Annotated in this window: 14 protein-coding genes; 11 read left to right on the top strand and 3 right to left on the bottom strand. The window is 59.8% G+C overall.

What is annotated here, in order from left to right:
* Positions 1-27: 27 nt before the first annotated feature.
* Positions 28-1,398 (top strand): GntP family transporter, encoded by a 1,371-nt coding sequence (locus ACJ8QF_RS02825; protein WP_015377160.1) that lies wholly within the window; start codon positions 28-30, stop codon positions 1,396-1,398.
* A 63-nt stretch (positions 1,399-1,461) separates the two neighbouring features.
* The gene (locus tag ACJ8QF_RS02820; RefSeq protein WP_197752907.1) at positions 1,462-1,992 is read left to right on the top strand and encodes a GNAT family N-acetyltransferase; all 531 of its coding nucleotides are present in this window, start codon (positions 1,462-1,464) and stop codon (positions 1,990-1,992) included.
* 4 nt (positions 1,993-1,996) lie between these two features.
* Here the strand turns inward: ACJ8QF_RS02820 and ACJ8QF_RS02815 are convergent, their stop codons facing one another.
* Positions 1,997-2,869 carry a LysR family transcriptional regulator gene (locus ACJ8QF_RS02815; protein ID WP_004939197.1) on the bottom strand — a complete coding sequence of 291 codons (873 nt, stop codon included), beginning with the start codon at positions 2,867-2,869 and terminating at the stop codon, positions 1,997-1,999.
* 91 nt (positions 2,870-2,960) lie between these two features.
* Between ACJ8QF_RS02815 and ACJ8QF_RS02810 the strand changes: the two genes are divergently transcribed.
* Positions 2,961-3,941, top strand: coding sequence for a nitrilase family protein (locus ACJ8QF_RS02810; protein ID WP_131164491.1), 981 nt, complete (start codon positions 2,961-2,963; stop codon positions 3,939-3,941).
* A gap of 90 nt (positions 3,942-4,031) precedes the next feature.
* On the opposite strand, the gene ompX is transcribed toward ACJ8QF_RS02810, so the two are convergent.
* Positions 4,032-4,550 carry an outer membrane protein OmpX gene (ompX, locus tag ACJ8QF_RS02805; protein WP_004939201.1) on the bottom strand — a complete coding sequence of 173 codons (519 nt, stop codon included), beginning with the start codon at positions 4,548-4,550 and terminating at the stop codon, positions 4,032-4,034.
* Between the two features lie 400 nt (positions 4,551-4,950).
* Between ompX and rhtA the strand changes: the two genes are divergently transcribed.
* Both rhtA and ACJ8QF_RS02795 read left to right on the top strand, forming a co-directional pair.
* Positions 4,951-5,838, top strand: a complete 888-nt coding sequence (rhtA, locus tag ACJ8QF_RS02800) for a threonine/homoserine exporter RhtA (protein WP_004939202.1) — start codon at positions 4,951-4,953, stop codon at positions 5,836-5,838.
* Between the two features lie 132 nt (positions 5,839-5,970).
* On the top strand, positions 5,971-6,438 hold the full coding sequence (locus tag ACJ8QF_RS02795; RefSeq protein ID WP_049187300.1) for a YhcH/YjgK/YiaL family protein: 468 nt from the start codon (positions 5,971-5,973) through the stop codon (positions 6,436-6,438).
* On the opposite strand, the gene ACJ8QF_RS02790 is transcribed toward ACJ8QF_RS02795, so the two are convergent.
* Positions 6,420-6,971, bottom strand: coding sequence for an adenylate kinase (locus ACJ8QF_RS02790; RefSeq protein ID WP_442537240.1), 552 nt, complete (start codon positions 6,969-6,971; stop codon positions 6,420-6,422). The genes ACJ8QF_RS02795 and ACJ8QF_RS02790 overlap by 19 nt on opposite strands.
* Positions 6,972-7,327: 356 nt before the next feature.
* Here ACJ8QF_RS02790 and dps point away from each other — a divergent pair, with 356 nt between their 5' ends.
* The 6 genes from dps (at position 7,328) to ybiO (ending at position 13,173) form a co-directional block, all read left to right on the top strand.
* Positions 7,328-7,831, top strand: coding sequence for a DNA starvation/stationary phase protection protein Dps (gene dps / locus ACJ8QF_RS02785; protein WP_049187298.1), 504 nt, complete (start codon positions 7,328-7,330; stop codon positions 7,829-7,831).
* A 140-nt stretch (positions 7,832-7,971) separates the two neighbouring features.
* A complete protein-coding gene (locus ACJ8QF_RS02780; RefSeq protein WP_015377155.1) occupies positions 7,972-8,238 on the top strand; it encodes a DksA/TraR family C4-type zinc finger protein in 267 nt (88 codons plus the stop codon).
* Between the two features lie 339 nt (positions 8,239-8,577).
* Complete coding sequence (glnH, locus tag ACJ8QF_RS02775; protein ID WP_004939223.1) at positions 8,578-9,321, top strand: glutamine ABC transporter substrate-binding protein GlnH; 744 nt, start codon at positions 8,578-8,580, stop codon at positions 9,319-9,321.
* 102 nt (positions 9,322-9,423) lie between these two features.
* Entirely contained in the window at positions 9,424-10,083 is a 660-nt protein-coding gene (gene glnP / locus ACJ8QF_RS02770) for a glutamine ABC transporter permease GlnP (RefSeq protein ID WP_004939229.1), read from the top strand.
* Complete coding sequence (gene glnQ / locus ACJ8QF_RS02765; protein WP_004939230.1) at positions 10,080-10,802, top strand: glutamine ABC transporter ATP-binding protein GlnQ; 723 nt, start codon at positions 10,080-10,082, stop codon at positions 10,800-10,802. Before glnP ends, glnQ begins: the two co-directional genes overlap by 4 nt.
* A gap of 154 nt (positions 10,803-10,956) precedes the next feature.
* Entirely contained in the window at positions 10,957-13,173 is a 2,217-nt protein-coding gene (gene ybiO / locus ACJ8QF_RS02760; RefSeq protein ID WP_154870591.1) for a mechanosensitive channel protein, read from the top strand.

The raw sequence follows: 13,173 nt of genomic DNA, 5'->3' as shown, positions 1-13,173 counted from the left end.
ACGCTTACCCAACGAAAGGCTTTTTTCATGTCTACCTCTCTGCTGTTGCTGATTGCCGTACTCGGCGTGGTGCTGCTGTTATTGATGGTGATTAAGGCGAAGGTGCAACCCTTTGTCGCGCTGTTGGTGGTCAGTCTGCTGGTGGCGCTGGCCAGCGGCATTCCGACCGGTGAAGTGATGAAAGTGATGACCGCCGGGATGGGCGGCGTGCTCGGCTCGGTGACCATCATCATCGGTCTGGGGGCGATGCTCGGGCGCATGATCGAACACTCGGGCGGCGCCGAGTCGCTGGCGCAACGTTTCAGCCAGGGGCTGGGGCCGAAACATACCGTCGCCGCACTGACCCTCGCCGCATTTATCCTCGGCATTCCGGTATTCTTCGACGTCGGCTTTATCATTCTGGCGCCGATTATTTACGGCTTCGCCAAGGTCGCCAAAGTGTCGCCGCTGAAGTTCGGCCTGCCGATGGCCGGCGTGATGTTGACGGTACACGTCGCGCTGCCGCCGCACCCCGGCCCGGTCGCCGCCGCCGGCTTGCTCAACGCCGACATCGGTTGGCTGACCATCATCGGCCTCGCGATCTGTATTCCGGTCGGCGCGATCGGCTATTTCGCCGCCAACTACCTCAATCGCAAAACCTATCCGTTATCGATAGAGGTGCTGGAACAGCTGCAGCTGGCGGCGCCGGAGCCGCGGCCGGAAGGGCGAGCGCCGCTCAGCGATCGCATCAACCCACCCGGCGCCGGCCTGGTGGCGGCACTGATCGTCATCCCAATCGCCATCATCATGCTCGGCACCGTCTCCGCCACGCTGTTGCCGGCAGGCTCGGCGCTGCGCGATGCGCTGTCGCTGCTGGGGTCGCCGGCGGTGGCGCTGATGATAGCCCTGCTGCTGGCCTTCTATTTCCTGGCGCTGCGCCGCGGCTGGAGCCTGCAACACGCCGGTGACGTGATGGGCGCCGCGCTGCCGACCGCCGCGGTGGTGATCCTGGTGACCGGCGCGGGCGGCGTGTTCGGCAAGGTGCTGGTGGAGTCCGGCGTCGGCAAGGCGCTGGCCGAAGTGCTGACGGCCATCGGCCTGCCGCTGGTGCCCGCCGCGTTTATCATTTCGCTGGCGCTGCGCGCTTCGCAGGGTTCCGCCACCGTGGCGATCCTGACCACCGGCGGCCTGTTGTCGGAAGCGGTCAGCGGGTTGAATCAGCTGCAGCTGGTGCTGGTGACGCTGGCGACCTGTTTTGGCGGGCTGGGGCTTTCCCACGTCAACGACTCCGGTTTTTGGATCGTCACGCGCTATCTGGGGCTGTCGGTGGCCGATGGCCTGAAGACCTGGACGGTGCTGACCACCCTGCTCGGCCTGAGCGGCTTTCTGTTCACCTGGCTGTTGTGGCTGGCGGTGTGATTTCTCTGGCATACTGAACGCCGTTGTTTTTCATCGCCTTTCACCCTGTGCAGGAGCAGCAACATGACCGTAATCAACACCGCGCCAACGCTTATCACCGAACGCCTGCGGCTGGACGCGCACACGCTGGACGACTTCGACTCGCTGGCCGCGCTGTGGGCCGATCCGCTGGTGGTGCGCTATATCGGCGGCACGCCGCGCGACCGGGAAGACTCCTGGGGGCGCCTGATGCGCTACGTCGGCCACTGGGCGCTGTTGGGATACGGGTATTGGGCGGTGCGTGACAAACAGAACGGCGAGTATCTCGGCAGCATCGGCTTCTCCAACTTCCTGCGTGACATCACCCCGGCGCTCGACGCGCCGGAAATGGGCTGGACGCTGGTGAGCTCGGCGCACGGCAAAGGCTACGCCACCGAGGCGCTGCGGGCGGCGCTGGCCTGGGGTAAAACGCACCTGCCCGGCAAGCAAACCGTCTGCATCATCTCACCGGAAAACCAGGCTTCGCTGGCGCTGGCGAAAAAAGTCGGCTTTAGCGAAAGCCACCGCAGCGAGTATCACCAGAGCCCGATCGTCGTGATGCATTGCCCGCTTTGAATGCCTAAGCGCGTTGCGCCGCCAACGCCGTCTGAATGAAGTTGTCCCGCAGCGCATCGGCGCGCTGCGGATCCCAGGCGATACCGACCTGCCACTCCGTCTCCTCGCCGCTCAGCGGTAAAATGTCGATGCCGGCCGGCGCGATATGCGTGATGCTGTGCGGCAGCAGCGCGACACCGACGCCGGCGGCAACCAGCGCCAGCAACGTCTGGATATCGCCGGCCTGCTGCACCACGTTCGGCGTCAACCGGTGGGCGGCGATAAACCGCAGCGACTGATCGCTCAGCCCGCGCCCGCGTTTGGGAGTCAACTGCAACAGCGGCAGCTGATTGAAACGCGCCATCAGATCGTCGGCGCGCAGCGCCAGCGCGCCCGGCGCGGCCAGCACCAACCGATCGCTCAGCAATGCCACGCCGCACAGCGGCGTATTGACCGGCAAGCGCACGAACCCCGCCTGCAACTCTCCCTGCAGCAACAGCTGATACTGGCGTTCCGACGGCAAGTCCTCCAGGCCGATCGCCACTTCGGGAAACCGTTGGCGAAAGGCCGCCACCAGCTGCGGCGCCAGATGAAAGCTGGAAAGGCCAAATCCCAGCGCCAGCCGCCCCGCTTCCCCGAGCGCCACCCGCCGCGCGCGCCGCTGAAACTGCTGGTACTGCTCCACCAGCGCCTGCGCTTCCGGGTAGAGCCGCTGCCCGCCGGCGGTGAGCACCGCCCCCTGTCGGCCACGCTCGAACACTCGAACGCCGAGCTGGGTTTCCAGCGCCTGAATTTGCTTGCTCAGCGCCGGTTGGCTGATGCATAGCCGGCTCGCCGCCTGCCGATAGTTGCCCTGTTCAGCCAGCGCCACCAGGGCGCGCAGTTGTTTTATATCCATTCCATTAGGTTATCGAATAGGGAATTTAATTGATTATACAGTAATCAAACCACCTGCTGTAATCAACGCAGACCCTAATCGGAGAGACACCATGACCATCTCATTACGCGCCGCCACGGTACAATTCCAGCATCGCGCCAACGATAAGAATTACAACCTGTCGACTATCGAGCGCTTTATCGCTCAGGCGGCCGAGCAGCAGGTACAGCTGCTGGCCTTCCCGGAAATGTGTATCACCGGCTATTGGCACGTGCGCCATCTGTCCGACGCCGAAGTGCGGGCGCTGGCGGAACCGATCGCGTCCAGCCCTTCGCTGGCGCGCATTCGCCCGCTGGCTGAGCGTTACAATATGGCGATCGGCGTCGGGCTGATCGAACTGGGCGACGACGGCCGTTGCTACAACGCCTACGCCGTATGCCTGCCGGACGGCGCGCTGCATGTGCACCGTAAACTGCACGCCTTCGAACACCCGGCTATCGCCAGCGGCGATCGCTATACGGTGTTCGACACTCCCTGGGGCGTGCGCGTGGGCGTATTGATCTGTTGGGACAACAATCTGGTGGAGAATGTGCGCGCGACGGCGCTGCTTGGCGCGGAGGTATTGATGGCCCCACACCAGACCGGCGGCACCCATTCGCGCAGCCCGCACGGCATGAAGCCGATCCCACAGGCGCTGTGGCAGCGGCGAGCGGAAGATCCGCAGGCGATAGAAGCCGCCTTTCGCGGCGAACACGGCCGCGGCTGGCTGATGCGCTGGCTGCCCTCGCGCGCTCATGACAACGGGCTATTTTTGTTATTCAGCAACGGCGTGGGCCGCGATGACGATGAGGTACGCACCGGCAATGCGATGATCCTCGATCCCTACGGCCGCATCGTAGCGGAGACCTGGGCGGCGGAAGACCGGCTGGTCAGTGCCGATCTCGATCTGACGCTGATCCCGCTCAGTACCGGACGCCGCTGGATTTACGGACGCCGCCCCGAGCTGTACGGTTTACTGACCGAACCGCAAGGCTATGAGCGCGATGCCCGCAGCGCGCGCTTTTCGACGCAGCCGACGGGGCACAGCGGCTAATGACAGATAAAAAAAATCCGCCCGAAGGCGGATTTTTTATCCGCGCGGCAACCTGTGCCGCGCATTCACGCCCGCAGGCATGAAGAAATCTTAGAAGCGGTAGCCTACGCCAACGTTCCAGCTGCCAACGTCCACGCTGCGGATGCGGCTCTGCTCGTAGCCAACGTCCAGGGCAACGTTTTCGATTGGGTTGAACTGCAGACCTGCACCGTAGGTGAAGCCGTAGTCGCTGTTGCCACCTTTGTTACCGCCAGCCTGGGCGTTGTCGATGTTTTTGCCGTAGCCAACACCGATCACACCGTAGATGCTCGCCCAGTCGTTGAAGCGGTAAGCTGGACCTGCGGTGATGGAATCGTACTGAGATTTCTTGTAGAAACCGCTTTCAGAACGATTTTTTTCCAGGTGGGTGAAGGAGCCGATCACACCCAGTGGGTTGTTGTCGAACTCGTAACGGTATTTCAGGTTGAAACCGTTGGCCTTGTTAGCAACGCCTTGGAGATCACCCTGCGCATAGCCAGCGGATACGGTGCTCTGACCAGCGAATGCGGTACCTGCGCTAACTGCTAATACGCAAGCTGCTACTGCGGAAAGACATGCAATTTTTTTCATAACCACCTCAAACGCGTTTTATTATTAAGTACATCCATTTGTTCATGCTTTGAAAATATAACAAAAATTAGCGTGAAACTCTGCCTTGAAATGAGTGTCTAATGCTTTATATCGTGTAACAGAAGATTTCAAGAACAGTGTATCTGCTTCTTTTCGCTCTATTTTCGGCCGTATTCTACGGCTTTCTGTGACAAAAATCACCAATTTAATATCCAGATAATTCTTAAGAAAAAGCGCACTTTTTGACCAAATCCGCCACATCTCATCCGAGGATCGGCGGATTTCACCGCGATGCGCGCTTTTCTCAGACAGATTTTCGCCATTTCATTTACACTGCTCGCATCCCCGTTTCGACCGTTTTCTCAAGGCTGAGGAACGGCGCAAAAAAGGCCCGTTAAGGATGTCGTTATCTACTTCCGGCAGAGCGCCCTCCGCGCTGCTGCCCATCTGTCTGTTAATCATCGCCATGGTGTCTATCCAAAGCGGTGCCTCGTTGGCCAAAAGCCTGTTCCCGATCGTGGGCGCGGAAGGCATTACTACGCTGCGTCTTTTCATCGGCACCCTGATTCTGTTCATTATCTTCCGCCCGTGGCGTATGCGCATCGTCGCCGGCAGCCGCTTGCCGCTGCTGATTTACGGCCTGTCGCTCGGCGCGATGAACTACCTGTTCTACCTTTCGCTGCGCACCGTGCCGCTCGGCATCGCCGTGGCGCTGGAGTTTACCGGCCCGTTGGCGGTGGCCATGTTCTCGTCGCGGCGGCCGATCGACTTTCTCTGGGTGGCGCTGGCGATCGCCGGGTTGTGGTTCCTGTTGCCGCTCGGCCACGGCGTAGGCGGGATCGATCCGTTCGGCGCCGCCTGTGCGCTCGGCGCCGGCGCCTGCTGGGCGGTCTATATCATTTTCGGCCAAAAGGCCGGCGGCGATCACGGCCCCGGTACGGTGGCGCTCGGTTCGTTGATCGCTGCGCTGGTGTTCTGCCCGATCGGCGCCTGGCAAACCGGCAGCGTGCTGTTCAACCTCGATATTCTGCCGGTCGCGCTGGCGGTGGCGATCCTCTCCACCGCGCTGCCTTATTCGCTGGAGATCATCGCGCTGCCCAAAATTCCGGCGCGCACTTTCGGCACCTTAATGAGCCTGGAGCCGGCGATGGCGGCGCTGTCCGGCATGCTGTTCCTCGGCGAACACCTGAGCGGCGTACAATGGTTGGCGCTGGCGGCGATTATCGCCGCCTCCATGGGTTCCGCCCTGACCATTCGCCCCAAACCGCGCCTCGAAAGCCTTTCCTGATCGCCTGACTCGCCTGCCGTCCGCAACGCCGGAATGCAGGCGGGTTAACTGTTTTCCTCGTGACAAATCGGCATACTTCCCCTTAGCCTGTATCGCAGGTTCTTTGGACTTTCGCTCACATGGAGAATAACAGTGATTCACAACAGCCTGTTCAACCCACGCTTCGGCCGCGGACTCGCGCCGGCGCTGGTTTCAACCCTGACCGAGTTGCGCCGATGCGACCTGCCCGAACTGGCGCTGGGCCATCACCCGATCGACGGCGACAACATCTTTATGGACGTGATGACGCTGACCACCTTGCCTACGGCGGAAAAGCGCGCCGAAATGCATCAGGAGTACATCGCGCTGCATCTGCTGATCAGCGGTGAAGAACGCATCGAATACGGCCTGGCGGGCGACGGGCATCGCGAACATCCGCATGCAGAAAATAGCGATCTGTTGCTGCTGGACATCAAACGCCACCCGCAAACGCTGCACATGACGCATGGCATGTTCGCGATCTTTTTCCAGATGGAACCGCATAAGACCGGCTGCCTGTGGCAGCGGCCGCAGCACATCAAGAAAGCGGTGGTGAGGATCCATCACCGCCTGCTGCTGTGAGCCTGCGGCAGCGTCCGTAGAAAATCGGCGGCCTGGCGGGGAGAGCGCAAGCGCTTGAAACGGCCCCCTATATCGGTACGGGCCATCTCCGCCAGGTATTTTCGCCGGTTCTTCGAGTAAGTGCGGATCGTCCACAGCACGATCGACTCTCGGCTAAAGAAAGAACGGCGGAAACTTTCCCGATTGCCGGTGCCCGGCCACAGCTCGCTTTTGCCGGCCGCGCGGCGGTACGCGCGGCGCACGGCCTGCCACAGCGTGCGGCAGAAACCGTAGTCCAGCCACAGGATATAATCGACCTCGCGCCACTTGATCGGTTGCGTGCGGCTGTAGTTGCCGTCCAGCACCCAGCCTCCTCCCGCTTCGGCCAGCGTCTGCACAAGCCGCGCCAGAAACGCGCCATCGGGCGTCCCCTGCCACTCGGGCCGCCAATAGAGTCTGTCCATCTCGATATAGGGAACGTCAAGACGTTCCGCCAGTTGACGCGCCAGGGTGCTTTTGCCGCTGCCGCTGGTGCCGACGATGTTAATTTTCATCACTCGCCAATAAAGACTGGGGATAATTTCCATACTTTAGCCGTATCAATTACGCCTATCAATCTGAATAGGCTTGGCATTAACACCACGATAACAAAGTGGATATTTAACCAAACCTGCGCGCCCGCAGAAAATAAGATAACGGGGATAAATTGTCACTGACAAAAATAATAATAAAAAACCAAATAACAATAAAATTCATAAAATTACACAATAGACAAAAACCAAATAAAAATATTGTCATTAGGCCACCCCTATTTGTGCAATAGCCATTTTCGTGCGGCAAAAATAAACATCCCTGCTATAATTAATCCCGTAACGAAATAGGACAACGACTAATCAAGAGGATATCTGATATGAGTACCGCTAAACTGGTGAAAACGAAATCTTCTGATCTGCTGTATACCCGTAACGATCTGGACGAAAAAGTTAAACTGACCGCCATCAAGGCGCTGAACCATCAGGTCGTGCAATTCATCGATCTTTCGTTGATCACCAAACAGGCGCACTGGAACATGCGCGGCGCGAACTTCATCGCGGTCCATGAAATGCTGGACGGCTTCCGCACCGCCATCATCGAGCATCAGGACACCTTCGCCGAGCGCGTGGTGCAGCTGGGTGGCGTGGCGCTGGGCACCGTACAGGTGGTCAACGATCGCACGCCGCTGAAAAGCTACCCGACCAATATCCACAGCGTGCAAGAGCACCTGAAAGCGCTGGCCGATCGCTACGGCGCGGTCGCGAATGACATCCGCAAAGCCATTACCGAAGTGGAAGACGAAGACACCGCCGATATGTTCACCGCCGCCTCGCGCGATCTGGACAAATTCCTGTGGTTCATCGAATCCAATATCGAATAACGCGAAAGCATTGCAGATCGCCCGTCGTTTCGGGCAGCGCAGGCTGGGCTTTGCCCGGCCTGTTTTCTTTTGCGCGATCGTTGCATTGTACAAAAAACGGCCCATATTAAACGGTAGGGTTTCCTTGTCAGGAGGTGATGATGGCCAGCGGCTGGGCGGCGGACGGCGCCGTACAAGATCAGATTGATTCCACCGTCGACGATGCGGTGCAGCGCGCGCGTGAAGCGCTCGGGCACGGCGAGAGCGAACGCTATTGCCAGGAATGCGGAGAACCGATCCCCGAGGCGCGCCGCAAGGCGCTGAAGGGCGTGCGTTTTTGCGTCGCCTGCCAGGCCGAACAAGACAAAAAACACGCGGCCACCAGCCTGTACAACCGGCGCGGCAGCAAAGACAGCCAGTTGCGCTAGCATTATCTGCTCCCCTTTTTCCCCCTCTCGCAGTCACCCTTGCACCGTCAATGGATCATGAAAGTTAGAGTTAGTTATCAATATTGAAGCAAAAACGTTAAAGAACGGTTGTTTCACAGCCAAAATTTGGTTAATGATAGCCCCGTGCACCAAGATAATTCTTACGCACCATTTCGGTGCTTCATTGTGGTGCATAACCATAACTATTCGCCGTCACGGCACAACATCACGCAGTAACTCTTTGTTTTTATATTAGTTGAAAACATGGCACGATTTTTTCATGGCACCAACTGCAATATAAAAAATGGGTAATCCGCAACCTGTACAGGAATTCCTCTCATGAAGTCGATTTTTAAAGTCTCCCTGGCCGCACTCTCTCTGGCCTTTGCCGTAAGTTCCCACGCAGCAGACAAACTGGTGGTTGCCACCGACACCGCTTTCGTTCCTTTTGAGTTCAAACAAGGCGACAAATACGTCGGCTTCGACATCGACCTGTGGGCCGCGGTCGCCAAAGAGCTGAAGTTGGACTACACCCTGAAACCGATGGACTTCGGCGGCATCATTCCGGCGCTGCAGACCAAAAACGTCGATCTGGCGCTGGCCGGCATCACCATCACCGATGAGCGCAAGAAAGCCATCGATTTCTCCGACGGCTACTACAAGAGCGGCCTGCTGGTGATGGTCAACGCCGACAACAACAGCGTGAAAAGCATCGACGATCTGAACGGCAAAGTGGTGGCGGTGAAGAGCGGCACCGGCTCGGTGGATTACGCCAAGCAGCACATCAAAACCAAGGATCTGCGTCAGTTCCCTAACATCGACAACGCCTACATGGAACTGGGCACCAAGCGCGCCGACGCGGTGCTGCACGACACGCCAAACATCCTATACTTCATTAAGACGGCCGGCGCCGGCAAGTTCAAAACCGTCGGCGATTCGCTGGAAGCGCAGCAGTATGGCATCGCCTTCCCTAAAGGCAGCGACGAGCTGCGCGAGAAGGTGAACGGCGCGCTGAAAACGCTGCGCGAGAACGGCACCTATAACGAGATTTACAAGAAGTGGTTCGGCACCGAACCTAAGTAAGCTGTGAATTTGGCAAGCTATTAACTTAAGCACAGGGGGCGCTTAACCCCCTGCGCTTTGTTGTATCTGATACCCACGTTTGGGATCACCGGGAGAAATATCATGCAGTTCGACTGGAGCGCCATCTGGCCCGCCATTCCTATCTTGTTAGAGGGCGCCAAAATGACCCTGTGGATTTCGGTCCTCGGTCTGATTGGCGGCCTGATCATCGGCCTCGTCGCCGGCTTTGCCCGCACCTACGGCGGTTGGATCGCCAACCATATCGCGTTGGTGTTTATCGAAGTGATCCGCGGCACGCCGATCGTGGTGCAGGTGATGTTCATCTACTTCGCCTTGCCGATGGCGTTCACCGATTTGCGCATCGATCCTTTCACCGCGGCGGTGGTGACCATCATGATCAACTCCGGTGCCTACATCGCGGAAATCACCCGCGGCGCGGTGCTGTCTATCCATAACGGTTTCCGCGAGGCCGGCCTGGCGCTTGGCCTGTCGCGCCGCGAAACCATCCGCTACGTCATTATGCCGCTGGCGCTGCGCCGCATGCTGCCGCCGCTGGGTAACCAGTGGATCATCAGCATCAAAGACACCTCGCTGTTCATCGTGATCGGCGTGGCGGAGCTGACCCGTCAGGGTCAGGAAATTATTGCCGGTAACTTCCGCGCGCTGGAAATCTGGAGCGCCGTGGCGGTTATCTATCTGATTATTACCCTGGTGCTGAGCTTCGTGCTGCGTCGTCTGGAAAGAAGGATGAAAATCCTGTGATTGAATTTAAAAACGTCTCCAAGCATTTTGGCCAAACCCAGGTGCTGCACAACATCGATTTGAAGATCGACAAAGGCGAAGTGGTGGTGATCATCGGGCCGTCCGGCTCCGGCAAATCCACCCTGCTGCGCTGCATCAACAAGCTGGAAGAAGTCACCAGCGGCGATCTGATCGTCGACGGCCTGAAAGCCAACGATCCGAAAGTGGACGATCGGCTGATCCGCCAGGAAGCCGGCATGGTGTTCCAGCAGTTCTATCTGTTCCCGCACCTGACGGCGCTGGAAAACGTCGCCTTCGGCCCGATCCGCGTGCGCGGCGCGAAGAAGTCCGATGCGGAAAAGCTGGCGCGCGAACTGCTGGCCAAGGTCGGCCTGGCGGAGCGTGCCCACCATTACCCGTCCGAACTGTCGGGCGGCCAGCAGCAGCGCGTGGCGATCGCGCGCGCGCTGGCGGTGAAGCCGAAAATGATGCTGTTCGACGAGCCGACCTCCGCGCTCGATCCGGAGCTGCGCCATGAAGTGCTGAAGGTGATGCAGGATCTGGCCGAGGAAGGCATGACGATGGTCATCGTTACCCATGAAGTCGGCTTTGCCGAAAAAGTGGCGTCGCGCCTGATCTTTATCGACAAGGGCCGGATTGCCGAAGACGGCAACCCGCACGATCTGATCAATCATCCGCCAAGCCCGCGTCTGCAGGAGTTCCTGCAGCACGTGTCCTGATTCTGGCGGTTTAACGGCGGGCGCACCACGCGCCCGCCGCTTTCATTCCGCACGCTCTCCCACGCCCCGTCGCGCCACCTTTCCTACTATATTCATTGTTTTTCATCGTATTGCTTTTACATCCGCCGATCACAGAACGCCAAAGAGAGGAACCATGCCGCCAAACGCAGACTCCCGACGAGGTTCTCATCTGCGAGAACACCTGCTTTTCCTGCTGCTGTTGCTGACCCTGAACGTCTTCGCACCACCGGCGCTGGCGCAAAATGCGCCGCCCGCGCCCGCCGACAAGAGCGAGCAGCAGAAAGCCGCCTACGCCGCGCTGGCCGAGCTGCTGCAAGACGACAAAGCGCGCGCGGAACTCATCAACCACCTGAAACAGACCGCCGGCGACGCCCCCGCCGCCGCGCCGGCAACGCCGGAGGAATCGACGCCCGCTACGCTGAGCGACAGCCTGAACTCGCTGGCGCAGGAAGGCATCGGCACCTTTAACCAAAAGCTCGGCGCGCTGCAAAAGCTGATCGACTCCGGCCCGAAGCGCGTTTTCAATCCCGCCGGCTTTTTCCGCGCGCTGGGCTACTTTCTGCTGACGGTGGCGGTCACCTTTGCGCTGTTCCACCTGATCCGGCGGCTGATCGCGCCGCTGTACAAACGCATGGGCAGTTGGGGACACAATGCGCGGCTACAGCGCGGCCCGTGGTATAAACGCCCCGCCGCCATTCTCGGCGCTTTCGCCATCGATCTGCTGGTACTGCTGCTGGCGCTGGCGGCGGGCAATCTGTTCGCCCGCCACGTCCACGCCGACAGCGCCACCATTCTGCGGCTGCAGACCCTGTTTCTCAGCGCCTTCGCGGTGATTGAATTTTTCAAGGCGGTGCTGCGGCTGATTTTCGCCCCCCGCTTCGACTATCTGCGCCCCTTCCCCTTCAGCGACCGGAGCGCGCACTACTGGAACACGCGCCTCGCCTGGCTCAGCGGCCTGATCGGCTACGGCCTGATGGTGGTGGTGCCGGTGGTGGCGGTCCAGATAAGCTACCCGGCCGCCGCCACCGTCAACCTGGTGGTGATGCTGGCGCTGACGCTGTACGCCATTTGGCTGATCCTGCACAACCGCAAGCCGATACAGCAACAGATCAACCTGCTGGCCGAACGATCGATGGCGTTTTTCAGCGTGATCCTGCGCGGGCTGGGGCATATCTGGCATCTGTTGGCGATCGCCTATTTTCTGGTGTTGTTCGTGCTGTCCCAGTTCGACATCGGCAACAGCCTGCGCTTTATGATGAGCGCCACGGTGAAAAGCCTGTTGGTGGTCGGCGTCGGCGCGCTGCTGTCCGGCATGCTGACCCGCTGGATTTTCCGCCGCATTTCACTGCCGACCGACGTCAATCTGCGCTACCCGATGCTCGAGCGGCGCATCAACTCCTACATCCCCAACGGGCTGAAGATACTGCGGGTGATGGTGGTGCTGGCGGTGACGCTGTTCCTGCTCGATGCCTGGCACCTGATCAACCTGTACCAGTGGGCGGGCAGCGAAAATGGCCAGCGGACGCTCGGCGGGCTGGTGCATATCCTGCTGATCCTGTTGATCGCCGTGTTCAGCTGGACGCTGATGGCCAGCATCATCGAGCACCGTCTGGCGCTGGAGCTGAGCAACGGCGTGCGGCCGAGCGCGCGCGAACGCACGCTGCTGACGCTGTTTCGCAACGTGCTGGCTATCGTTATCAGCACCATCACCGTGATGATCGTGCTGTCGCAGGTAGGGCTCAATATCGCGCCGCTGCTGGCGGGCGCCGGCGCGCTGGGGTTGGCCATCAGCTTCGGCGCCCAGACGCTGGTGAAAGACGTGATCACCGGCGTGTTCATCCAGTTCGAAAACGGCATGAACACCGGCGAATACGTCACCGTCAGCGGCATCACCGGCACCGTGGAGCGCATGACCATCCGCTCGATCGGCCTGCGCGACGACTACGGCGTCTATCACATCGTGCCGTACTCCTCGATCACCACGCTGGCCAACTATGCGCGTGAGTTCGGGGTATACCGCGCCAACTACACCGTCAGCCGCGACGAGGACATCGATCGGGTCAATGAGGTGCTGCATCAGGCCATCGCGGCGCTGAAGCAGGATGAACAGGTGAAGCATTTCCTGATTGGCGAGCCGGTCTTCAACGGCGTGGTGGCGCTGGGAGACCGCTCGTTCACCACCCGCGTGACGGTGCGCACACAGGCGCTGAAACAGTGGGTGGTGCAATATGCCCTCGATCGGCTGGTGAAAATCCATTTCGATCGGGCCGGCATCGGCATGCCGCAGCAGGCGATGCAGATCTCCCGCGCGCCGCAGCCGCATGAAGAGCCGCCGCCTGCCGCGAGCTGA

The organism is Serratia sp. CY81684 (assembly GCF_052166595.1).
GTDB lineage: Bacteria > Pseudomonadota > Gammaproteobacteria > Enterobacterales > Enterobacteriaceae > Serratia > Serratia nematodiphila.
Note: the sequence above shows the minus strand (reverse complement) of the source record. Positions and strands in the feature narration are given on the sequence as shown.

Bases quoted from the DNA above. Each gene is read 5' to 3' on its own strand.
- ACJ8QF_RS02810 (WP_131164491.1), top strand. From the start codon at position 2,961: ATGACCATCTCATTACGCGCCGCCACGGTACAATTCCAGCATCGCGCC.
- rhtA (WP_004939202.1), top strand. From the start codon at position 4,951: ATGTCGTTATCTACTTCCGGCAGAGCGCCCTCCGCGCTGCTGCCCATC.
- ACJ8QF_RS02780 (WP_015377155.1), top strand. From the start codon at position 7,972: ATGGCCAGCGGCTGGGCGGCGGACGGCGCCGTACAAGATCAGATTGAT.
- glnP (WP_004939229.1), top strand. From the start codon at position 9,424: ATGCAGTTCGACTGGAGCGCCATCTGGCCCGCCATTCCTATCTTGTTA.
- ompX (WP_004939201.1), bottom strand. From the start codon at position 4,550: ATGAAAAAAATTGCATGTCTTTCCGCAGTAGCAGCTTGCGTATTAGCA.
- ybiO (WP_154870591.1), top strand. From the start codon at position 10,957: ATGCCGCCAAACGCAGACTCCCGACGAGGTTCTCATCTGCGAGAACAC.
- ACJ8QF_RS02825 (WP_015377160.1), top strand. From the start codon at position 28: ATGTCTACCTCTCTGCTGTTGCTGATTGCCGTACTCGGCGTGGTGCTG.
- ACJ8QF_RS02820 (WP_197752907.1), top strand. From the start codon at position 1,462: ATGACCGTAATCAACACCGCGCCAACGCTTATCACCGAACGCCTGCGG.
- ACJ8QF_RS02790 (WP_442537240.1), bottom strand. From the start codon at position 6,971: ATGAAAATTAACATCGTCGGCACCAGCGGCAGCGGCAAAAGCACCCTG.
- glnH (WP_004939223.1), top strand. From the start codon at position 8,578: ATGAAGTCGATTTTTAAAGTCTCCCTGGCCGCACTCTCTCTGGCCTTT.
- dps (WP_049187298.1), top strand. From the start codon at position 7,328: ATGAGTACCGCTAAACTGGTGAAAACGAAATCTTCTGATCTGCTGTAT.
- ACJ8QF_RS02815 (WP_004939197.1), bottom strand. From the start codon at position 2,869: ATGGATATAAAACAACTGCGCGCCCTGGTGGCGCTGGCTGAACAGGGC.